Source organism: Alkalibacterium kapii (assembly GCF_007988865.1).
In the GTDB taxonomy this organism is placed as follows: Bacteria; Bacillota; Bacilli; order Lactobacillales; family Carnobacteriaceae_A; genus Alkalibacterium; species Alkalibacterium kapii.
This window is the reverse complement of sequence record NZ_BJUY01000011.1, coordinates 37,918-60,271: the sequence shown is the minus strand read 5'-3', so window position 1 is coordinate 60,271 and position 22,354 is coordinate 37,918. Positions and strand designations below refer to the sequence as shown.

Genomic DNA, 22,354 nt, shown 5'->3' with positions numbered 1-22,354 from the left:
CCTACAAGCATGGTACACTTGGGACGGTAGTCCACAGTGTTTCATTTTCAAAGGATTGTTGCTTCTTTAGAAGCTTACAAGCACTTGAGGGTAAGCCCACAGTGTCTCATCTCAAGAGTGATTGTTGTGCTTTAGCGAATACAGATTAAGTAGGTCCCGTAGTGTAGCGGTTATCACGCCTGCCTGTCACGCAGGAGATCGCGGGTTCGATTCCCGTCGGGACCGTTAATAGATTAATATTTTGGCGCAGTAGCTCAGTTGGTAGAGCAACGGATTGAAGCTCCGTGTGTCGGCAGTTCGATTCTGTCTTGCGCCATCAATTAGAGAAGAGTTTGGGATTTTCCCAGACTCTTTTTTTATGAACTTTTTTGTATATTTATGAGTGATGACACTAGTTTTATTTTTTCTAGTAAATATTTTAATATAAATATAAAAAACGGTTACAATCCCTGCGAAAATTAAAATGGTTGGACTTGTATAAAAGCCAGTGATTCTTGTGATGATATATGTTAGAATGATAGAGGTTTACAATGAATTCCCGATAGGACGGCCAGAAAAGGTCAGACGCCTTGTAACCGAAAATGAAGGGGGAATAGTAATGTTTGAAAAAAAATTATTCACATCTGAATCTGTCACTGAGGGTCATCCGGATAAAATAGCTGATCAAATCAGTGATGCTATTTTAGACGCAATTATTTCGAAAGATCCAGAAGCACGCGTAGCATGCGAAACAATCGTAACGACTGGTCTAGTGTTGATAGCAGGTGAAATAAGAACTGAAACATATGTGGACATGCAAAAAATTGCTAGAGATACGATTCGCGAGATTGGTTATACTCGCGCAAAATATGGTTTTGATGCGGATACTTGCGCTGTACTGGTTTCGATTGACGATCAATCGCCCGATATTGCAATTGGAGTTGATGATTCTGTAGAGTACAAATCTGAGGAGCATGACGAACTGGATAAAATTGGCGCAGGAGACCAAGGTTTAATGTTTGGTTATGCGACAAATGAAACAGAAGAGTTGATGCCGCTACCTATCTCTTTAAGTCATAAACTGACTAAACAGTTGGCATTAGTCAGAAAGTCCGAAGAATTAAATTTTTTGAGGCCGGATGGAAAAGCCCAAGTGACTGTAGAGTATGACAGCGATGACAGACCACTGCGCGTAGATGCTATAGTTGTCAGTACACAACATCACCCGGATATAACGCATGACTTATTGAAGGAACGTTTATTGGAAAAAGTAATAAAGCCGGTTATTCCTGAAGAATACATTGATGCAGATACCAAATTTTATATTAATCCCACCGGTCGTTTTGTTATTGGAGGGCCTCAGGGAGATGCAGGTTTAACGGGAAGGAAAATCATTGTCGATACTTACGGTGGATATGCACGTCACGGTGGAGGCGCTTTTTCAGGAAAAGATGGCACCAAAGTTGACCGTTCTGCCAGCTATGCTGCCAGATATATTGCCAAGAATATTGTTGCTGCGAAGCTTGCTGAAAAAGTAGAGGTTCAATTAGCCTATGCAATCGGAGTTGCACAACCCGTATCTATCTCTATCGATACATTTAAAACAGGTAAAGTTTCCAGTTCAGTACTAATCAATGCGATCAGAGAAATATTTGATTTAAGGCCTGCTGGTATTATTAAAATGCTTGATCTTAAACGTCCTATTTATAAACAAACGGCTGCGTATGGACATTTTGGCAGAACAGATATCTTATTACCTTGGGAAATGACAGATAAAGTAGACGACTTGTTAACCTATGTAGAATCAAATGAAAAACGAGATTTTTAAATCTCGTTTTTTTTATCGTTACGTACATATTTTAAGCGCTTGTATGATAGATAATAGTCGTTCTCTCCAAACAAAGTTATTAGTTGAATATAAATGTTATTATGTTAGTATGTAAAAAGATTAAAATGGTTTATTGCATCAGATATTAAATAAATAACTGAAAAATTTCAATATAAAAAAAATTCTAAATCTAAGAGCAACCCACTGACTTTAATCTGGTAGATGCTCTATACTCGACTTATGTCGTGTGGTATACTTTTAGATAAAGAGGTTAATTAAAAAATCTGTTATTTACTTTATTAATTAAACGAGTAGACTAAAGTATTATGGTAGGTAGGTGAAATCGATTGAATGAAATTGGAGATAGACTTAAAGAAGCTAGAAAAGCGAAAGGTTATTCGCTTGATGATCTACAACAAAAAACTAAAATTCAAAAACGCTATCTGATTGCTGTTGAAGAAGGAAATTTTGATATTTTACCTGGGGATTTTTATGCCCGGGCTTTTATAAAGCAGTATGCAGACTCTGTAGGCCTGAACGGTGAGGACTTAATGAATGAACATATGGATGTATTACCGGAAACCAGTAAGAAAAATTACAGTAAAAGCATACAAAAAACCCAGACACGTAAAAAAGCAAAAGACAGTGGCTTTGTTGCTACAATTAAAGATAGTTTCCCGACAATACTCATTGTAGTCTTGGTAATAGCAATCATATTTGCTATTTACTTGGCAGTCACAGCTGGAGACAATACATCGCTGGACTCTTTTATCAATGAAGATGAGTCTTCAGAAGTTATAGAAGTTGACAATAATGAAGAAGCAGCCAGCAACCAAGATGAAGCAGCTGACGATCAAGAAACGGCTGAAGAGCAGACAGATGATAAAGAAACCGCTGACGAAGAAAAAGCAGGGGAAAATGCTGCAGAAAATCAGGAACAGGTTCTGACTGAAGTTAGCAGTACAGAAACTGCAACGACCTATACTGTATCTGGCGCCCTTCCACTTGAACAAACGATCGTCTTAAGGGCAGAAGGTGGTCAGTCCTGGTCAAGTATCAATGTAGACGGTGAAACTTCTGCAGGCCTTATTGTTGATGGCGAGACGCTTTCAGCTCAATTCGATGATACAGTTAATAGGATCGACATTGTTATTGGTAATGCCTCTGTAACTGATATTACACTTAACGACCAACAAGTGCCTTATAATACATCGGGAACCGAAGCAGTCAGACAAGAAGTTACCATAGAGTTTGAATAAGTAATATCTTTAGACCAGTTTTACACTGAGATAACTGGTCTATTTTTTAGGAATCAGGAGGCTTTTTAGAGTGAATTTACCAAACAAAATAACACTTTTCCGTATTTTTTTAATTCCCGTATTTATTATAGTTTTGATTTTGCCCTTTGAGTGGGAAACAATTGAAGTATTGTCTTCTTCTATCGAACTTGATTTATTGCTTGCTGCTATAGTTTTTTCTGTCGCAAGTTTTACTGACTGGCTGGATGGATACTTAGCAAGAAAATTGAACGTCGTCTCTAATTTTGGAAAATTTGCCGATCCTCTTGCAGATAAAATGTTAGTCATGACAGCTTTGGTCTTTTTAATAGAATTGTCACTGGCTCCCGCTTGGATCGTTGCCATTATTGTTTCCAGAGAATTAGCTGTGACGGGTTTACGTTTATTATTAGTTGAGCAAGGCGGGCAAGTCATGGCTGCCGGCTGGCCGGGAAAAATAAAAACAAATACTCAGATGCTGGCTATCATTTTCCTGTTTCTTGATAACTTCCCAGTTGCATTTACAGGAATTCCGATTGGTATCATACTATTGTATATTTGTTTGTTTTTCACTATTTATTCAGGAATATTATATTTCTATGAAGCACGATTTGTGTTTAAAGGAACGTTCAAAAAAAAATAAAAAACAAAGGAGTTTAAAGGTATATGCTTTTAAACTCTTTTTTTGTGATCATCTAAAACTAAAAAAACGCACTTATGATAAAATAAAAAGTGAGAAATAATTTAAATTGACAATAGTTATACTAGGAGGAATTTTAGTGAAAGCTGAAATTATTTCAATAGGCACAGAACTTTTAACCGGAAAGGTAGTGAACTCAAATGCTGCATTTATATCCAATGAGTTAACGTCGCTAGGTATAGACGTTTGTAGTCAAGTTACTGTAGGAAGTTATACTCAGGATATAATTGCGTCTTTAAAAAAATCAGAAGAACGTGGAGAACTCATTATTCTGATTGGAGGGTTAGGGCCGTCTGAAGATGATATTACAAAACAGACGTTATCCAGTTATCTTGAAACAGATTTGATTTTACACAAAGAAACCGAAGAAAGAATTATTACTTATCACAAAAATTCAGAATTAAAAATGCCTGAAAATAATCAGCTTCAAGCTTTGATACTTGCTGGATCTACTCCGCTGAAGAATGATACCGGGATTGCCGTTGGGATGATACTGACTAAGGGGTCCCATCAATATGTACTTTTACCAGGTCCAGCAGATGAATTTCGTCCTATGGTAAAAAATTATTTGAAAGAGGAGTTGATCAAAAGATTTATAGATACTCAGGTGTTTGAGTCACGTAAGTTACGTTTTTTTGGAATAACTGAAGCCGAACTAGTTGAAAGAATAGGTGAGGATATTAATAAATACGAACAAGTGGTTGTAACCATCAACAGCTGTGAAGAAGAAGTCACCGTGAAAATCAACGTTCGAGCTGATACTAGAAAAGAAGCTGAAAATTATATCGATGAGATTCAAATGAAGGTATTGAATAAATTGAACAGTTATTTTTTTGGTTACGGTGAAAAAAAACTAACAGACGTGGTGAAGGATTTACTTTTAGAACGCAGCTTAACGATTACTGCAGCAGAAAGTCTCACTGGGGGAGCATTTATGAGCGCGATAACATCTGGAGAATCAGCTGGTTCAATATTTGAAGGAGGAGTTGTTGCCTATAGTGAGGATAAAAAACACCAAGTCTTGAATATAAATCAAGAAACGATAGATGAATTTGGCGTAGTCAGCAAACAATGTGCTGTAGAAATGGCGGAGAATGCTCGTAGAATATTTGATGCTGATATCGGCATAGGATTGACAGGTGTTGCAGGACCTGGTTCATTAGAAGGTCAGATTCCCGGCACCGTCTTTATAGGTTTGTCATATAAGGGTGAAGATACAAACGTTCAACGATTTCATTTTGATTATAGACGAAATAAAAATCGGAAATTAGCTGTTTTGAATGCACTGGATATGGTAAGACACTTTATACTAAACTTGCCAACAAAAAATGATGCTAAATGTGACAAGAATCTTTAAAGCGAATAAATGTTCGAAAAAGGCTTGATTTTTTGATTATGTAAGATTAGAATATAGAGAGTAAATAATATAGATGACTCGAAACAGTAAAGCATTAATCGAAAAAGTAATCCTAGGAGGAAAATTAATGGCAGATGATCGTGCAAAAGCTTTAGAAACAGCACTTAAAAAAATCGAAAAAGCATATGGTAAAGGTTCAATAATGAAAATGGGCGAAAAGGTAGATACACAAGTGAAGACTGTTCCCAGTGGCTCATTGGCATTAGATGTTGCTTTGGGTATAGGCGGGTATCCACGAGGACGAATTATTGAAGTGTATGGACCGGAAAGTTCAGGTAAAACGACAGTATCGCTGCACGCGATCGCTTCTGTTCAGGCAAATGGCGGAATTGCCGCATTTATTGATGCTGAGCACGCTTTGGATCCCAAATATGCCAGAGCTTTAGGCGTAGACGTTGATGAACTACTATTATCTCAGCCTGATACAGGAGAACAAGCATTGGAAATAGCAGATGCCCTAGTTTCTAGTGGAGCTGTAGACATTGTTGTCATCGACTCAGTAGCAGCTTTGGTACCTAGAGCTGAAATCGATGGAGAAATGGGCGATTCACACATTGGACTGCAGGCCCGTTTGATGTCTCAAGCTTTACGTAAGTTATCTGGTTCTATTAATAAAACAAAAACAATTGCTTTGTTCATCAACCAGATCCGTGAAAAAGTCGGTGTGATGTTTGGAAATCCAGAAACCACCCCAGGCGGTCGAGCATTAAAGTTCTATTCTTCTGTAAGACTTGAGGTACGCCGCGGCGAGTCCATTAAATCTGGATCTGATATGACGGGTAACCGCACTAAATTAAAAGTTGTCAAAAATAAAGTGGCTCCACCATTTAAAACGGCTTTAGTCGATATCATGTATGGAGAAGGAATTTCTCAAATCGGAGAAATCGTTGATATGGGGGCTGATGCCGATATCATTACTAAAGCCGGAGCATGGTATTCATACGGTGAAGAAAGAATTGGACAAGGACGGGAAAATGCGAAACAATATTTGAAAGATCATCCTGACTTAAGGATCGAAATTGAAAAACAAGTCAGAACTGCTTATGGTGTGGGTGATGAGTCTGACGTCGTAGAAAAAACCGAAGAGGAAGAAGCGATGGCTGAAACCTTGGAATTAGAGTAAGTATTCTGCACTGAATTGGATTGAATTTCTAGACTCACTAATGTGTGGGCAGGAATTCAATCTTTTTTTTAAAATATACTGATTCCCCGATATAAGATAGAATCAAAGAACGTATGCAAAATCAATGTTGACAGAAGAACGAAAGAACTATAAAATTAGTTTAGTGTGCTGCTTTGATTTTTTAAAGCAACCCATTATCGTGTACTACAAATTAAATATGATATTATCAGAAAATGAGATATCGAATTATTTTTAATGCATGAAAAAATCTAAAATAATGATACGGAGGTGATTAGATGGACTTACTTTCAATAGCCGCCGCTATCGTTACTTTAATTATTGGTTTAGTCGCAGGATCTTATTTTACGAAACAAAGTTTTGAAAAGAGATTAGCCGATTCCAAACAAACAGCTGAAAACATTATTGAAGACGCAAATAAAGAAGCTGAAACTTTGAAAAAAGAAGCGTTGCTGGAGGCAAAGGAAGAAATCCATTCTTATCGAACAGAAATAGAGTGGGAGCTAAAAGAACGCCGATCTGAAGTGTCTCGGCAAGAAAATCGAATTGCGCAGCGTGAAGATAATATAGAGCGTAAAGAGACAACGATAGATAAAAGAGAAAGTTCATTGCAAAGCAGGGAAGATAAATTAACTGCTCGTCAGAAAAAAGTGGAAGAGCTGGAAAAAGCCGCAGAAGAGTTATTAGAAGAACAAAATGAAAAACTCCTAACTATTGCGGGCTTATCAGAAGAAGAGGCAAAATCTATCGTCCTTAATCAGGCAGAACAAGAACTAACACGTGATATGGCAATTATGGTGAAACGCTACGAGGATCAGGCAAAATTCGAAGCTGATAAAAAAGCTAAGAATATTATTACTCAGGCAATTCAGCGTTGTGCTGCAGATCAGGTTACTGAATCAACGGTTAGTGTCATCAATTTACCAAATGATGATATGAAAGGCCGCATCATTGGACGCGAAGGTCGAAATATAAGGACACTCGAAAGTCTGACAGGCATGGATTTGATTATTGATGATACACCAGAAGCGGTCGTTCTAAGTGGATATGATCCAATTAGAAGAGAAATTGCTAAAATGGCGTTAGAAAAATTAATATCTGACGGTCGTATCCATCCTGGTAGAATCGAAGAAGCTGTAGAAAAATCACGTAAAGAAATGGATGAGAGAATTAGAGAAATTGGTGAAGAGACGATGTTCGAGTTAGGCATTCATTCAATTCACCCTGATTTAATGAAAATTATCGGACGTTTGCACTTTAGAACAAGCTATGGGCAAAATGTATTGAGTCATTCAATCGAGGTCGCAAAACTTGCTGGTATAATGGCAGCTGAGCTAGGTGAAGATGTTCAATTAGCTAAACGTGCCGGGTTGCTTCACGATATAGGAAAAGCTTTAGACAGTGAAGTCGAAGGTTCGCATGTCGAAATAGGCGCTCAGATAGCAATGAAATATCAAGAAAACGAAACAGTTATTAATACGATTGCATCTCATCATGGTGATGTTGATGCAACCTCAGTTATTGCTGTCCTAGTCGAATCAGCAGATTCTATTTCTTCTGCAAGACCGGGCGCAAGAAGTGAATCCTTGGAGAATTACTTACAAAGACTTGAAAATCTAGAGAGAATCTCTAACAGCTTTAAAGGTGTCAAGGAGAGTTATGCAATTCAAGCTGGGAGAGAAGTTAGAATTATCGTTAAACCAGATGAGCTGAATGACAACATGGCAGCCAAGTTATCTAGAGATGTACGCAAGCAGATCGAAAATGAGATGGACTATCCTGGCCATATTAAAGTAACGGTAATACGCGAAACAAGAGCAATCGAATATGCTAAATAAAAATTAATAAAAGGTCAGTCAAGAAAGTTTATCTTTTTGACTGACCTTTTTACTATCAGATTAAATTTTAAAATTTGAATAAAGATACAGTGAATAAAAAGACAAACATACTAACATAATAACTTGTAATCTTTAAAAACTCTATTTTGATTTCATCGTATGAGTACTGGTAAAATAGGCTAAGCGAGAAGAAAAGGGGAACAGTTATGAAAATATTGTTTGTCGGAGATATTGTTGGATCTTTGGGAAGGAAAAAGTTAAGTGAATGGCTTCCTAAATTGAAAGAGAAATACAAACCGCAAGCAACGATAGCCAATGGAGAGAACGCTGCGGATGGTCGGGGGATCACAGAAAAAAATTATAAAGAAATACTTCAATCAGGTGTTGATCTTGTAACACTTGGTAACCATACATGGGACAAAAGAGAGATTTTTGATTTCATCAATGATGCAAAGAAAATGATCAGACCAGCTAATTATCCTCAATCAGCCGATGTTCCGGGAAGAGGCATAGCTTATATCAAAATCAATCAGCTGGAGCTAGCTGTGATCAATTTACATGGCCGTTCTTTTATGGGGGAATATGAGGACCCTTTCCGGGTAGGTGGCGAGCTTGTCAAAGAAGCAGCTGAACGAACCAAACATATATTTATTGATTTTCATGCGGAGGCAACTAGTGAAAAGGAAGCGATAGGCTGGTTTATGGACGGTCAGGTATCTGCCGTTATCGGCACCCATACACATGTCCAGACGAATGATGGACGTATCCTTCCTAAGGGGACAGCTTATCTGACAGATGTCGGAATGACAGGGTTTTATGATGGTATCCTGGGAATGAAAAAAGAACCGATACTACATAAATTTACAACTCAGCTCCCGCAGAGATTTGAACTTCCAAGTCGTGGGAGAAGCAGACTCAATGCCTGTCTGATTGAAATAGATGATCAAACGGGTAAAGCAAAAAAAATAGAAACGATTCGCATCGATGATGATATGACATTATTTGAACTATAGAAATTAATGAGAGAGTGATAGCAGTGCCTCAAAAGACGAAACAAACACCTATGATGCAGCAATATCTAAATATAAAAAAACAGTATCCGCACGCCTATTTATTTTATCGATTAGGTGACTTTTATGAATTGTTTTTTGAAGATGCTGTGGAAGTGTCCCGCTTACTGGAATTGACGTTGACAAGTAGAAATAAAAATGCAGACGAGCAGATCCCTATGTGCGGTGTTCCCCATCATTCGGCAAAAGGGTATATCGATACATTAATAGGCATGGGACATAAAGTGGCTATCTGTGAACAAGTTGAAGACCCCAAAACGACCAAGGGGATGGTCAAACGTGAAGTGGTTCAGGTCATTACACCAGGGACCGTTATGCAATCGAAAACCGTTGATGCCAAAGAGAATAATTATATTGCTGCAGTAATGGAACTAAAAGACATTATGGGAATCACATTAGCCGATCTCACGACAGGAGAAATGAGAGTTACTCACGTAGAGGGGTTCAATGAAGTCATCAGAGAACTTACTTCTGTGAATTGCAGGGAGGTTGTTTTTCTGCCGGGAAAACTTTTGAGTTTGCAGGAAACACTGAAAAGCAGATGGAACGTATCCATTTCCCATGCATCAAACAAAAATAACTCGCATACTTTGACACACTTAACAGCACCTTTTGAGGAGTCAAAACTTAAGCCAGTGATCGATTTGATGCTCTCTTATTTAGCTGAAACGCAAATGAGACGATTGGATCATATTCAAGAGATCACGGAGTATGAAACGAATCAGTATTTGATCTTTGGCCAGGAAGCCAGAAGAAACTTGGAATTATCTGCGTCTTTGAGAGATGGGAATAAAAATGGCACACTTTTGTGGCTGCTGGATGAAACCAAAACTGCCATGGGTGGACGGATGTTGAAAACCTGGCTGGATAAACCGCTGATTCAAAAAAATAAAATCGAAGAAAGAATGGATTACGTAGAAAGCTTGCTTAATCACTTCTTTGAAAGAAATGATTTAAAAGATATACTGAAAAAAGTTTATGACTTGGAAAGACTGGCAGGACGAACGGCATTTGGTACAGTTAATGCACGTGATCTTGTTCAGCTAAAACAGTCACTGGAACAGATCCCGCTGATCAAAGACATCATACAGCTGCTTAATAAAGAAGATGGCTGGTCAGCTTACTTGGACAAGCTTGATCCCCTTCAAGATGTTAAGGAACTGATTGATCAGGCTATTGAAAACGAGCCGCCATTATCCATAACAGATGGCGAAATCATAAAAATTGGATACAATAAACAACTGGATAAATATAAAGAAGCCATGACCAGTGGTAAGCAGTGGATGGCCGAACTGGAACAAAAAGAGCGGAAAGCTACTGGGATAAAAAATTTGAAAATTGGTTTTAATAAGGTTTTTGGCTATTATATAGAGGTTTCCAAAGCTAATGTATCTAAACTTGAAGAAGGGCGCTATGAACGCAAACAGACATTAACGAATGCCGAGCGTTACAGCACACCTGAGTTGAAAGAAAAGGAAGCCTTGATCCTTGAAGCAGAAGAAAAATCTAAAAATCTGGAGTATGAATTATTCACTGGTGTTAGAGATCAGGTGAAGGATCAGATAGACCGTTTGCAAAAGTTAGCGAAAATCATTGCCCAGATTGATGTCCTTCAGAGTTTTGCTACAATTAGTGAAGAATATGATTATGTAAGACCTACATTCTCGCTTGATAGCCAGGATGTAGCAATTTATAAGGGCAGACATCCTGTTGTGGAAAAAGTGATGGGAGAACAGACCTATGTCCCAAATGATGTTGAGTTAGTGGATGACACAGCTGTCCTTTTAATAACCGGGCCGAATATGTCAGGTAAGAGTACGTATATGCGTCAACTGGCTCTCACAATCATTATGGCGCAGATGGGTTGTTTTGTACCCGCTGAAAAAGCCAGCTTACCGATTTTTGACCGCTTGTATACACGTATCGGTGCAATGGATGATCTGATTGGTGGTCAGAGTACCTTTATGGTAGAGATGACAGAAACCAATCAGGCTTTAATTAATGCCACACGTAAGAGTTTACTTTTGTTCGATGAGATCGGACGAGGGACAGCGACTTATGACGGGATGGCGCTTGCTGAAGCCATTATCGAATATGTTCACGATAAAATTAAAGCTAAAACACTGTTTTCCACACACTATCATGAACTGACTGTTCTGGATGAACGATTACCGGGACTGAAAAATGTTCATGTGGGTGCAGTAGAAGAAGACGGCGAACTTGTATTTCTTCATCAGATGCTTCCTGGTGCAGCTGATAAAAGTTATGGTGTACAAGTTGCTAAATTGGCAGGATTACCAGCTCCTTTATTAAAGCGTGCGGAAAGTATACTAAAAGAACTGGAAATGAAAGAAGAACATCTAGTTGACGCAGAAAAGGAAACACACATTGTTGAAGAAGAGAGTTCAGAAGGATCACAAAAACAGTTGGATTTATTTGAAGTGCCTGACAAGAAGGAGCAAGAAGTCATCGAAAAAATTGAAAAGATGAATATTTTAAACACAACTCCGCTGGATGCTATTCAGATCTTAAATGAACTGCAGCAGAAATTAACTGACAAGTAATGAAAGTTGGATGAATAAAATGACAACTAAAATTCAAATCATGTCCAAGACATTAGCCAATCAGATCGCAGCCGGTGAAGTCATCGAACGACCGGCTTCCGTTGTAAAAGAGCTTGTGGAGAATGCAATCGATGCTAAAAGTTCACGAATTGAAATATTTGTCGAAGAAGCAGGACTGAAAAGTATTCAGGTTATTGATGATGGTGAGGGGATTGCCAAAAAAGAAGTGATTTCAGCATTTGAACGTCATGCCACATCAAAACTAATAACAGACGAAGAGTTATTTAGAATACGAACACTTGGCTTCAGAGGTGAAGCCCTGCCCAGTATTGCTTCAGTTTCTAAAATAACGTTTGAATCTGCTGAAAAAGGTAAGGCTGGAACGCAAGTTATTCTGCATGGCGGCGAAGTGATCGAACAGAAAACTTCTTCGTCACGGCAAGGAGTAAATATAAAAGTAGAAGAGCTTTTTTACAATACGCCTGCACGATTAAAATACGTAAAAACCTTACAGACAGAACTTGCGCACATTAATGATACCATTAATCGCTTAGCCTTGGCTCATCCTGAAATAGCTTTTAAACTCGTTTCTGATGGAAACACGATGATCAAGACGGTCGGGAATGGTGAACAGAGACAAGCCATTGCAGGCGTATATGGAGTAAATATCGCAAAAAAAATGCGTGAAATCAAAGAAAGTTCATTTGATTTCAAAGTGACGGGGTATGTATCTTTACCGGAAGTGACGAGAGCCACCAACAAATATATTACGATTATCGTCAATGGAAGATATATCAAGAATTATGCACTGAACAAAGCGATCGTTGAAGGGTTTGGCTCGAAATTGATGATTGGCCGCTATCCTATCGCCATAATTAATGTTACGCTGGATCCGCAGCTTTTAGATGTCAATGTGCATCCAACCAAACATCAGATACGTATCAGTAATGAGAAAGAGCTTGGGATGCTGATCAGTTCTGCAATAAGGAAGCGGATGGATGAGGAAGTTAGGATACCCAATGCCCTGGATAACTTGAATCAGCGCAATAAACGTTCATGGAAAGAACCGAAAGATGAACAGACACGCTTTGATTTCAAAGAAAAAGAGACACGAGATACGTTAAGTCAAAAAGACGAACATAATATAGAACCTTTTTCAAATAGTGTAAACAAAGATGAAACAGCAAAAAGCCCTACTGGATTTAATCAGTTTGTGGATGAATCGTTTAATGATTATATGGATAAGCATGCTGATAGCCATAATGGAAACAGTAAATCCTATACGAGTGAGATGGGTCATAAAGAGCCAATACTCAAAACAGTCGAAAAAGAGAATGAAAAGACTGAGCAGACAAAACAGTTTCCTGATTTAGATTATATTGGTCAGATGCATGGGACGTATTTATTTGCTCAAAATGAAGAAGGCTTATACATCATTGATCAGCACGCTGCTCAGGAACGTATAAAATATGAATATTTTAGGGAAACGATCGATCAAACTGGGACAGAACTTCAGGAACTTCTTATTCCGATAGTTGTTGAGTATCCTTCTAATGAAGCGGTCATCATACGGGAGAACAAAGATAAGCTGGCAGAAGCTTCTGTCTATCTTGAAGATTTTGGTCAAAACAGTTTCATTATAAGACAGCACCCAACATGGATGCCGGCTGGGCAGGTAGAAGATACGATAAAAGAAATGATTGACTTTTTCCTGGAAAAAGCGACCCTGACCGTCAGTAAATTTCGTGAAGCCACTGCCATTATGATGAGCTGTAAACGATCGATCAAAGCCAATCATTATTTATCAGACGATGAAGCGAGAGTTCTTTTGGAGCAATTAAGTCAGACTAAAAACCCCTACAACTGTCCTCACGGTAGACCGGTTACAGTAAATTTCACCACGACCGATATGGAAAAGATGTTTAAACGTATCCAAGATTCTCATTGATTTCTGAGTCTTTTTTACTGTGATCCTCTTAATAAGGTTAAATCTTTGATAAAGTGTCGTCGGGTTCCTTATAATTATAATAGAACTATGACAATCATTAAGAAAGAGGGTTAGAGAAATGGATATTGTATCGATGATCATGAACCAGTTAGGAAACAAAGACACGATGAGTTCAGTAGCGAAACGAGCAAACACAGATACTTCAACCGTTCAGAAAATCGCTCAGATGGGTTTGCCGATGATTATGGACGGTTTGAATAAGCAAACAACGAAAGATACGAAAGTTTCTGAAGAACTTGCTAACAGCGCTTCAAGACATGCAGATGACAACACAGATAATTTGGATCACTTATTAAAAAACACAGACGAAAGTGAAGGGAACCGTTTACTAGATATGGCTTTCGGTTCAAAGAAAGAAAGTGTTGAAAAGAAAGTCGCTGAAAAAACGGGCACCGAGACATCAAAAGTTAAATCCGTTTTATCCATGCTGGCACCTTTGGCTTTAAGTATGATTGCTAAACGCAGTTCAAACAGCCAGTCACTCACTGGTTCTGGCGTATCCCAATTACTTGGTGGACTGACAGATAATGTTAAAAAGCAGTCATCAAACTCTGGCTATGGAGATATCTTGTCTTCAGTCTTCGGTGGCTCTGATGATTCCAGTGACTCCTCTGACAGTGGAAACAGTACAGTCGATAAAGCTAAAGATGCATTGGGGAATCTTTTCAAGTAAAAGGTTAAAGGAGAAAAAATATGGATAAATATAAAGATAAAGAACAATTAAAAAAAGAATTAACACCAGAACAATATGAAGTCACACAGAACAACGCAACAGAAAGACCGGGTACTGGAAAGTACAATGATTTTTACGAGGAAGGCATTTATGTCGATGTCGTCAGCGGAGAACCTCTATTTTCTTCGAAGGACAAATATGATGCTGATTGCGGATGGCCTTCTTTTACAAAACCGATCGAGAAACGAACGATAAAAGAAAAAAGAGACCGCACATTTGGTATGGAAAGAACAGAAGTGAGAAGTAAAGAAGCTGATTCTCACTTAGGGCATGTTTTTACAGACGGACCTAAGGCTGAAGGGGGACTGCGTTATTGCATCAATTCTGCAGCAATGCGGTTTATCCCTAAGAGTGAATTGGAAGAAAAAGGGTACGCTGTTTATTTAGCCGAATTTGAGTAAAAGACATATTAAAAGATCGAAAGAGAAACATCTGTTCAGAGAGTTATTTAATGGACAGGTGTTTTTATGTTATAATAGTATGGATCGACATTAGATGGAATGAGGAAATTTATATGTATGAATACATAAAGGGAGTCATTAAACATATTTATCCAAGCTATATTGTCTTGGAATCGAATGATATAGGGTACAAGGTATTGATGGCAAATCCTTTCCGGCTATCAGAAAAATTATATAGTGAGGTAATACTGTATATATATCATGATGTTAAACAGGATGCCATGAATCTTTTTGGATTTATTTCAACACAGGAAAAAAATCTGTTTTTAAAATTGATCAACGTTTCAGGAATCGGGCCCAAATCTGCCCTGGCTATTCTGGCGAATGAAGATCATAGTGGCTTTGTTAGAGCGATCGAAGAAGAAAACAAAACGTTTTTAACAAAATTTCCTGGAGTCGGCAAGAAGACAGCTGCTCAAATCGTCCTGGATTTAAAAGGGAAGCTACAGGAATTCGGTACATCAGATACAGACACTGTTCCCTCTAAAATGGCAGAAAATTATTCAAAGAATACCGCTTTTGAAGAAGCGATGGAGGCACTGCTAGCTCTAGGTTATACTAATCGGGACGTGAAAAGAGTACGTAAGCAGATAGATACAGAGACATCTCGTACGACAGATGGATATATACGGGAAGCACTAAGTAAATTAATGAAAAAGTAGCTATAGTCAAAGCGTATAAAGGAGAAAGATATGGAAGACAATCAGCACATTACCTCCGATGAGCTTTTAAATGAGAGTGAATTTTCTCTTGAAAAAACACTTCGACCGCAGTCACTTTCTGATTATTTAGGTCAGGAAAAGATAAAAAAAGAATTAGCCATTTATATCGAAGCGGCTAGAAAAAGAGAAGAAGCATTGGATCATGTTCTTCTATATGGGCCTCCCGGACTTGGGAAGACGACCATGGCCATGGTTGTTGCTAATGAAATGAAGGCTGATATAAGAACGACCAGTGGACCCGCGATCGAAAAGCCAGGAGACCTCGTTGCACTTTTAAATGATCTGGAGCCTGGAGGTATCCTCTTTATAGATGAGATTCACCGGATGCCGCGTATTGCTGAAGAAATGCTGTATTCAGCGATGGAAGATTTTTTTGTTGATATCATAATCGGACAAGGCGATACAGCACATCCTGTGCATTTTCCCTTACCCCCCTTTACTCTGATCGGAGCAACTACTCGAGCAGGAACGCTGTCTGCGCCTTTAAGAGATCGGTTTGGTATTCTTGCCCATATGGAGTATTATCAAATAGATGAGTTAAAAGATATCGTTATAAGATCAGCTCATGTATTACAATCACAAATCAATTTAGAAGGGGCTTATGAAGTTGCCCGCCGGTCTAGAGGGACGCCAAGGATCGCTAATCGCCTGCTAAAAAGAGTGCGTGATTATGCTGAAGTTAAAGGTCAAGGGGTCGTGACGGAAACGATTGCCAAAGAAGCACTTGATCTGCTTCGAGTGGATCATCAGGGATTGGATATCGTCGATCAGAAATTCCTGTCGACTTTGATCAAGCTTTATGATGGGGGACCTGTTGGTTTAAATACCTTATCGGCTAATATTGGTGAAGAGATTGATACGATCGAGGATATGGTAGAACCTTTTTTACTTCAAGAAGGATTTATCCAGCGTACGTCAAGAGGGAGAATGGCAACACAAAAAGCTTATGAGCATCTTGAATTGACTTTTTTAATGAATGATTGATTAGATTAAAAGGAGAGACAGAATGGGTTTATCTACCAAAGATTTTGATTTTCAGTTACCAGAAGAATTGATTGCACAAACACCTTTAAAAAACCGGTCAGCATCAAAAATGATGATCATCTCAAGAGAAAACAAAGAGATAAAAGACCAAAAGTTTGATGATATCATAGATGAATTGAATCCCGGCGATGCCTTGGTCATGAACAATACGCGAGTCCTTCCGGCTCGTTTACATGGAATTAAAGAGGAGACACATGCTCACCTTGAGCTGCTGCTGCTGAAAAACACAGACGGCGACAAATGGGAAACATTGATGAAACCTGCCAAGAAAGCCAAAAAAAATACTGTTATTTCTTTTGGAGATGGCAGACTTAAAGCAACAGTTGTTGAAGAATTGGAACACGGCGGCAGGATAGTAGAGTTCTCATACGATGGTGTGTTTCTTGAAATATTGGAAAGCCTGGGTGAAATGCCCTTGCCTCCATATATTAAAGAACGACTTGATGACCAGGAGCGGTATCAAACCGTTTATGCCAAAGAAAACGGATCTGCTGCTGCACCTACAGCGGGACTGCATTTTACAGAGGACATCCTCGATAAAATCAAACAAAAAGGTATCGAGATCGTTTTTCTCACCCTGCACGTTGGCTTAGGAACATTCAGGCCAGTGAGTGTTTCAGACATAGATCAACACGAGATGCATACGGAATTCTATCAGCTGTCAGAGGCAGCTGCAAAAAAATTAAATGAAACAAAGGAAAAGGGCGGACGCATCATTGCTGTGGGGACAACTTCCATACGCACACTGGAGACCATCGGAAGAGATAATGCAGGCACGTTGAAAGCAGCGAGTGGATGGACAGATATTTTCATCTCGCCAGGTTATACTTTTAATACAGTGGATGCTTTTTTAACTAATTTTCACCTGCCAAAATCGACCTTGCTTATGCTGGTCAGTGCCTTTGCCGGTAGAGATTTTACACTTGAAGCGTATAAACATGCAGTAGAAGAAAAATACCGGTTTTTCAGTTTTGGAGACGCTATGTTTGTTAAATAATATAGAAAAAAGATTAGGAGATATCGACATGAGTAATCATCCAGTCACATATAAATTAGAAAAAAAAGAAAAGCACACAGGTGCACGTCTAGGGACTATAACCACTCCACATGGCACCTTTGATACCCCTATGTTCATGCCTGTAGGAACTTTAGCGACAGTCAAAACGATTGCTCCTGAAGAACTGGAAGAAATGGGGGCAGGTATTATACTGAGCAATACCTATCATCTCTGGCTGCGACCGGGTTCAGATATTGTAGAAGAAGCCGGTGGTCTCCACCAATTCATGAACTGGGATAAGGGTATCCTCACAGATTCAGGCGGATTTCAAGTCTTTTCACTTTCAGACCTTAGAGATATAAAAGAAGAAGGTGTCCATTTTAGAAGTCATTTAGACGGCTCTAAACTCTTTTTATCACCCGAGAAAGCCATCAATGTTCAAAACCAGCTGGGCTCAGATATCATGATGAGTTTTGATGAATGCCCGCCTTTTGACGAAAGTTACGACTATGTCAAAAAATCGGTGGAACGGACCTCAAGATGGGCGGAAAGAGGCCTGGAAGCCCACAAAAGGAAAGACACTCAAGGCCTGTTCGGTATTGTACAGGGAGCAGGATTTGAAGATTTGAGGAAACAGTCAGCCAAAGACTTAACGAGTATGGATTTTGCCGGTTACTCTATCGGAGGGTTGTCTGTTGGGGAACCAAAATCGGAAATGTATCGGGTGCTAGATTTTACGACTCCGCTTTTGCCTGAAGATAAACCGCGTTACCTTATGGGAGTAGGCACACCTGACGCACTGATCGAAGGAGTCATGCGGGGGGTGGATATGTTTGACTGTGTCCTGCCGACACGAATCGCCAGAAATGGCACAACAATGACGAGCAAAGGGAGACTGGTTGTCAAGAATGCAGCATTTGCCAGAGACTTCAGGCCACTGGATGAAAAATGCGACTGCTATACATGTCGCAACTATACTCGCGCGTATTTAAGACACTTAATCAAATCCAATGAAACATTAGGGCTGAGATTGACGAGTTACCATAATCTGTATTTTCTGCTTAATTTGATGAAAAATGTCCGTCAGGCTATCCGGGAAGACAATCTTTTGGAGTTTAGAAATCAGTTTTTTGAAGAATACGGTTATAACGAACCGAATGCGAAAAACTTTTAAAGTTCGCTGTTTTTCCTAGTAATTTAGAGGAAAATTTGCTAAGGTATGTAATGACATATTAATCTGACCGATCAATATGTAAACAGTTGGAAACTTTTGACAAATACGAAATTAACGGAGGAGTGTTTAAATGGACCTAATTGGAGCAATGCTTCCTTTTATAGTTATTATGGGACTGATGTATGTACTGATGATCAGACCACAGCAAAAGAAAGCAAAAGAAACGCAAAACATGTTGAACTCACTGAAAAAAGGTGATTCGATCGTTACGATAGGTGGGTTACATGGCGTCGTAGATGAAATCATTGAACCGGATAATACAGTAGTCATTGACTGCGAAGGGATTTATTTGACCTTCGAACGTCGGGCAGTTGCACGGATCGTTACCATAGCCGATACTGTCTCAGCGCCACAAGTTGAAGAATTAGGAACAAATACCCCAGATGATTCAGCTGACGATGAATAGATAGAAAGGGCATTTGCGCAGATTCTTTTCTATTAGGCGAAGGAGGTAGACTCTTGAACTTGATATCTAAAGATTTTCACAGATACGATGTCTGGTTGAAACAGAAATTGAATGAGTTTGCTCAAAATGGATATAATCAAGTCAGTATTGAAGATTTGTGGGAATATTGCAACCATTTTTTGTGGAAGCATAAAAAACGGGAAAGATATTATCAGGAAGTTAGAGATATCATGTCTATAAATGTTAATGATTATTTCAATTATGCTTCACTCAAAGCGCAAGTCTATAGTGTATCCTCTCTCGACGAGATGGAATTTGATGACTTGTTAAGATGATAATAATATTGGAACAAGTAGAGTCATTATGTCTCTGCTTGTTTTTTCTTGTAATAAAAGGTTTAACTGGCGCCTTCTAGTAGATTCGTGATTTCATTTTATTTTTAGTATAATGTATTTATCGAATAAGATTGGAGGGAGAGCTGTGCGTTATGGTATTTTGATATTTGATGAACCTGAAAGGAATATTTCCAGAAAAATCATCCATATCGACATGGATGCATTTTATGCTTCTGTGGAAATCAGAGAGAATCCATCTCTTTCTGATAAGCCCGTAGTTATAGCCAAGCATCCCAAAGATACTGGGGGGCGGGGCGTTGTGACAACAGCTAATTATGAAGCCCGAAAATACGGCATTCATTCAGCTATGAGTGCACAGAAAGCTTTTGAGCTCTGCCCCAAAGCTCTTTTTGTTCCACCGAATTTTGAACTGTATAAAGAAGCATCTAGAAAAATGCATCAAATATTTCAGCGATATACAGATAAAATACAGCCTTTGTCTCTTGATGAGGCATACTTGGATGTAACGACTAACCATATCAACCACAAAAGTGCAACCATCATTGCTGAAAGAATAAGAAAAGAGATCTATACGGAATTGAATTTAACCTGTTCAGCAGGTGTTTCTTACAACAAATTTTTAGCTAAAATAGCTTCGGATTTCAACAAGCCAAATGGAATAACAGTGATACCACCGGATAAAGCACATGATTTTTTAATGAAACTACCTATAGAAAAATATCACGGTGTAGGAGAAAAATCTGTAGAAAAAATGCATGGAATAGGTATCTATACTGGCCAGGACTTATACAGCAAAGACGAACTTGAGCTGGTCGAACATTTCGGTAAGATGGGTCATTCGCTTTACAGAAAAGTACGTGGAATCGACAACAGTGAAGTGAAAAATAATCGCGAGCCAAAATCCGTAGGAAAAGAATCAACATTTTCTCATAACCTGGTATCAGAAAATGAAGTTATTGGTGCTTTAAGAGAGTTATCAGTTAAAGTAATGAAAAACTTAAATAAAAAACAGAAACATGGGAAAACAGTTGTGTTAAAGATACGATATGAAGATTTTCAAACGTATACAAGACGGCGAACTTTCCCGGATTTCATTGACAGTGAAGAGATGTTGTTTCAGATCGCTGTGTCAATATGGGAAGAAGAAAGTCAGGACTTAAGTATAAGACTTTTGGGTATAACAGTAACTGGTCTAGACTCTATCGTATTCGAGAATATCCCGTTACCTTTATGGGAGTAAACCCTGTAGAAAGGAAAAATGAGTTTAAATGAAAACAAAGCATGAACAGATTTTAGCATTTATCGAAGCCTTGCCTGTAGGAGAGAAACTATCTGTTCGATTGATAGCAAAAGAACTGAAAGTGAGTGAAGGAACAGCGTATCGTGCAATTAAAGAGGCAGACAACATTGGGCTCGTATCTACTATACAACGAGTAGGTACAGTCCGAATCGAACCAAAAAATAATGACAACATTGAAAATCTTACCTACAGAGAAATCGTAAAAGTTATTGATGGAGAAGTTCATGGCGGTTCTTTAGGATTGGATAAAACGTTGACAAAATTTACGATAGGCGCCATGACGGAAGAGGCGATGCTTCGTTATATTTCAGAAAAATCATTAATGATTGTCGGGAACAGAGACAAGGCGCAGGAGCTGTCATTACGCAATGGAGCCGCTGTATTGATTACTGGAGGGTTTAAACCCAGCAGCAGTGTCATTCAGCTCGCTAATCAGAAAAAACTTCCGTTACTCAGCACATCTTATGACACATTTACTGTGGGAACAATGATCAACCGGGCTATGACAGACCAATTAATAAAAAAAGAAATACTGCAGGTTCATACGATCTATACACCAATCGAAAGAACGCAGTATTTGAAAAAGGATGATACCGTTTATGCTTACCGTATATTGAATCAGGAAAGTAAACATTCCAGGTTTCCAGTCGTTTTACCGGATATGAGACTAGCTGGTATCGTTACTGCTAAAGACGTAGTAGGTCAGGAAGATACTGTTAAAGTCGAGAAAGTAATGACCAAAAATCCGGATTATGCAAAAAAATATATGAGTGTTGCATCAATTGCTCACACCATGATCTGGGATGGACTGGAAGTGATGCCGGTCGTTTCTGGAGACATGACCCTTGTTGGGATCATATCACGTCAGGACATCATGAAAGCCATGCAGACGATTCAAAAACAGCCCCAGTCGGGAGATACGATCGCTGATCAGATCAATCAGGTGATTCGTGAATCCGGTGACGACAATTATACATTTCAAGTGACTCCGCAGTCCATAGACAGTATGGGCACGATATCATTTGGCGTACTGAGTGAAGTGATCACGGAGTCTGTTTATAACTATTTATCAAAGCTGAAAAAGAAAAATTTAGTTGTAGAACAGATGAATCTCCATTATTTTAATATGATACACTTAGGTAACTCATTAAAGATAAAGCCAGTCATTTTCGATGAAAACAGACGTTCTGCCAGGCTGGATGTACAAATCTATTCAGAGAATGATTTAGCTGCCAAGGCAATGATCATCTGTCAGCTTATTCAGAAAAAGTAGTTTAAA

At 38.7% G+C, this 22,354-nt stretch carries 19 protein-coding genes, 2 tRNA genes and 1 riboswitch; all 21 genes read left to right on the top strand.

The window, feature by feature from the left end:
* Window positions 1–152: 152 nt before the first annotated feature.
* The 21 genes from AKA01nite_RS05435 (at window position 153) to AKA01nite_RS05335 (ending at window position 22,348) form a co-directional block, all read left to right on the top strand.
* Window positions 153–225 (top strand) — tRNA-Asp (locus AKA01nite_RS05435).
* 18 nt (window positions 226–243) lie between these two features.
* Window positions 244–316 (top strand) — tRNA-Phe (locus AKA01nite_RS05430).
* A 204-nt stretch (window positions 317–520) separates the two neighbouring features.
* A riboswitch (SMK box riboswitch) is annotated at window positions 521–601 on the top strand.
* Window positions 599–1,807 (top strand): methionine adenosyltransferase, encoded by a 1,209-nt coding sequence (gene metK, locus AKA01nite_RS05425; protein ID WP_146924303.1) that lies wholly within the window; start codon window positions 599–601, stop codon window positions 1,805–1,807. Its footprint overlaps the riboswitch before it by 3 nt.
* A gap of 347 nt (window positions 1,808–2,154) precedes the next feature.
* Window positions 2,155–3,066: a helix-turn-helix domain-containing protein gene (locus AKA01nite_RS05420; protein ID WP_146924302.1), complete on the top strand. Its 912-nt coding sequence runs from the start codon at window positions 2,155–2,157 to the stop codon at window positions 3,064–3,066.
* A gap of 70 nt (window positions 3,067–3,136) precedes the next feature.
* Window positions 3,137–3,727 (top strand): CDP-diacylglycerol--glycerol-3-phosphate 3-phosphatidyltransferase, encoded by a 591-nt coding sequence (gene pgsA / locus AKA01nite_RS05415; RefSeq protein WP_146924301.1) that lies wholly within the window; start codon window positions 3,137–3,139, stop codon window positions 3,725–3,727.
* Between the two features lie 136 nt (window positions 3,728–3,863).
* Window positions 3,864–5,141: a competence/damage-inducible protein A gene (locus AKA01nite_RS05410; protein ID WP_186805108.1), complete on the top strand. Its 1,278-nt coding sequence runs from the start codon at window positions 3,864–3,866 to the stop codon at window positions 5,139–5,141.
* Window positions 5,142–5,268: 127 nt separating this feature from the next.
* Window positions 5,269–6,324: a recombinase RecA gene (gene recA / locus AKA01nite_RS05405; protein WP_146924299.1), complete on the top strand. Its 1,056-nt coding sequence runs from the start codon at window positions 5,269–5,271 to the stop codon at window positions 6,322–6,324.
* A gap of 296 nt (window positions 6,325–6,620) precedes the next feature.
* Window positions 6,621–8,180, top strand: a complete 1,560-nt coding sequence (gene rny, locus AKA01nite_RS05400) for a ribonuclease Y (RefSeq protein ID WP_146924298.1) — start codon at window positions 6,621–6,623, stop codon at window positions 8,178–8,180.
* 206 nt (window positions 8,181–8,386) lie between these two features.
* On the top strand, window positions 8,387–9,193 hold the full coding sequence (locus tag AKA01nite_RS05395; protein ID WP_146924297.1) for a TIGR00282 family metallophosphoesterase: 807 nt from the start codon (window positions 8,387–8,389) through the stop codon (window positions 9,191–9,193).
* A 23-nt stretch (window positions 9,194–9,216) separates the two neighbouring features.
* Window positions 9,217–11,814 (top strand): DNA mismatch repair protein MutS, encoded by a 2,598-nt coding sequence (mutS, locus tag AKA01nite_RS05390; RefSeq protein ID WP_146924296.1) that lies wholly within the window; start codon window positions 9,217–9,219, stop codon window positions 11,812–11,814.
* Between the two features lie 19 nt (window positions 11,815–11,833).
* Entirely contained in the window at window positions 11,834–13,762 is a 1,929-nt protein-coding gene (gene mutL / locus AKA01nite_RS05385; RefSeq protein ID WP_146924295.1) for a DNA mismatch repair endonuclease MutL, read from the top strand.
* Between the two features lie 118 nt (window positions 13,763–13,880).
* Window positions 13,881–14,495 carry a DUF937 domain-containing protein gene (locus AKA01nite_RS05380; RefSeq protein ID WP_146924294.1) on the top strand — a complete coding sequence of 205 codons (615 nt, stop codon included), beginning with the start codon at window positions 13,881–13,883 and terminating at the stop codon, window positions 14,493–14,495.
* Between the two features lie 20 nt (window positions 14,496–14,515).
* Window positions 14,516–14,956 (top strand): peptide-methionine (R)-S-oxide reductase MsrB, encoded by a 441-nt coding sequence (msrB, locus tag AKA01nite_RS05375; protein ID WP_146924293.1) that lies wholly within the window; start codon window positions 14,516–14,518, stop codon window positions 14,954–14,956.
* 113 nt (window positions 14,957–15,069) lie between these two features.
* Window positions 15,070–15,678: a Holliday junction branch migration protein RuvA gene (ruvA, locus tag AKA01nite_RS05370; protein ID WP_146924292.1), complete on the top strand. Its 609-nt coding sequence runs from the start codon at window positions 15,070–15,072 to the stop codon at window positions 15,676–15,678.
* A gap of 30 nt (window positions 15,679–15,708) precedes the next feature.
* Window positions 15,709–16,722: a Holliday junction branch migration DNA helicase RuvB gene (gene ruvB / locus AKA01nite_RS05365; protein ID WP_186805107.1), complete on the top strand. Its 1,014-nt coding sequence runs from the start codon at window positions 15,709–15,711 to the stop codon at window positions 16,720–16,722.
* Between the two features lie 22 nt (window positions 16,723–16,744).
* On the top strand, window positions 16,745–17,779 hold the full coding sequence (gene queA / locus AKA01nite_RS05360; RefSeq protein WP_146924291.1) for a tRNA preQ1(34) S-adenosylmethionine ribosyltransferase-isomerase QueA: 1,035 nt from the start codon (window positions 16,745–16,747) through the stop codon (window positions 17,777–17,779).
* Between the two features lie 28 nt (window positions 17,780–17,807).
* Window positions 17,808–18,953, top strand: a complete 1,146-nt coding sequence (gene tgt, locus AKA01nite_RS05355; RefSeq protein ID WP_146924290.1) for a tRNA guanosine(34) transglycosylase Tgt — start codon at window positions 17,808–17,810, stop codon at window positions 18,951–18,953.
* A 130-nt stretch (window positions 18,954–19,083) separates the two neighbouring features.
* Window positions 19,084–19,419, top strand: a complete 336-nt coding sequence (yajC, locus tag AKA01nite_RS05350) for a preprotein translocase subunit YajC (protein WP_146924289.1) — start codon at window positions 19,084–19,086, stop codon at window positions 19,417–19,419.
* A gap of 53 nt (window positions 19,420–19,472) precedes the next feature.
* Window positions 19,473–19,754: a post-transcriptional regulator gene (locus AKA01nite_RS05345; RefSeq protein ID WP_246116998.1), complete on the top strand. Its 282-nt coding sequence runs from the start codon at window positions 19,473–19,475 to the stop codon at window positions 19,752–19,754.
* Window positions 19,755–19,899: 145 nt separating this feature from the next.
* Window positions 19,900–21,015: a DNA polymerase IV gene (gene dinB, locus AKA01nite_RS05340; RefSeq protein WP_246116997.1), complete on the top strand. Its 1,116-nt coding sequence runs from the start codon at window positions 19,900–19,902 to the stop codon at window positions 21,013–21,015.
* A gap of 28 nt (window positions 21,016–21,043) precedes the next feature.
* Window positions 21,044–22,348 carry a DRTGG domain-containing protein gene (locus AKA01nite_RS05335; RefSeq protein ID WP_146924287.1) on the top strand — a complete coding sequence of 435 codons (1,305 nt, stop codon included), beginning with the start codon at window positions 21,044–21,046 and terminating at the stop codon, window positions 22,346–22,348.
* The last annotated feature ends 6 nt before the right edge of the window (window positions 22,349–22,354 follow it).

Bases quoted from the DNA above. Each gene is read 5' to 3' on its own strand.
- msrB (WP_146924293.1), top strand. From the start codon at position 14,516: ATGGATAAATATAAAGATAAAGAACAATTAAAAAAAGAATTAACACCA.
- ruvB (WP_186805107.1), top strand. From the start codon at position 15,709: ATGGAAGACAATCAGCACATTACCTCCGATGAGCTTTTAAATGAGAGT.
- AKA01nite_RS05380 (WP_146924294.1), top strand. From the start codon at position 13,881: ATGGATATTGTATCGATGATCATGAACCAGTTAGGAAACAAAGACACG.
- AKA01nite_RS05395 (WP_146924297.1), top strand. From the start codon at position 8,387: ATGAAAATATTGTTTGTCGGAGATATTGTTGGATCTTTGGGAAGGAAA.
- recA (WP_146924299.1), top strand. From the start codon at position 5,269: ATGGCAGATGATCGTGCAAAAGCTTTAGAAACAGCACTTAAAAAAATC.
- queA (WP_146924291.1), top strand. From the start codon at position 16,745: ATGGGTTTATCTACCAAAGATTTTGATTTTCAGTTACCAGAAGAATTG.
- tgt (WP_146924290.1), top strand. From the start codon at position 17,808: ATGAGTAATCATCCAGTCACATATAAATTAGAAAAAAAAGAAAAGCAC.
- AKA01nite_RS05335 (WP_146924287.1), top strand. From the start codon at position 21,044: ATGAAAACAAAGCATGAACAGATTTTAGCATTTATCGAAGCCTTGCCT.
- rny (WP_146924298.1), top strand. From the start codon at position 6,621: ATGGACTTACTTTCAATAGCCGCCGCTATCGTTACTTTAATTATTGGT.
- metK (WP_146924303.1), top strand. From the start codon at position 599: ATGTTTGAAAAAAAATTATTCACATCTGAATCTGTCACTGAGGGTCAT.
- mutL (WP_146924295.1), top strand. From the start codon at position 11,834: ATGACAACTAAAATTCAAATCATGTCCAAGACATTAGCCAATCAGATC.
- yajC (WP_146924289.1), top strand. From the start codon at position 19,084: ATGGACCTAATTGGAGCAATGCTTCCTTTTATAGTTATTATGGGACTG.
- ruvA (WP_146924292.1), top strand. From the start codon at position 15,070: ATGTATGAATACATAAAGGGAGTCATTAAACATATTTATCCAAGCTAT.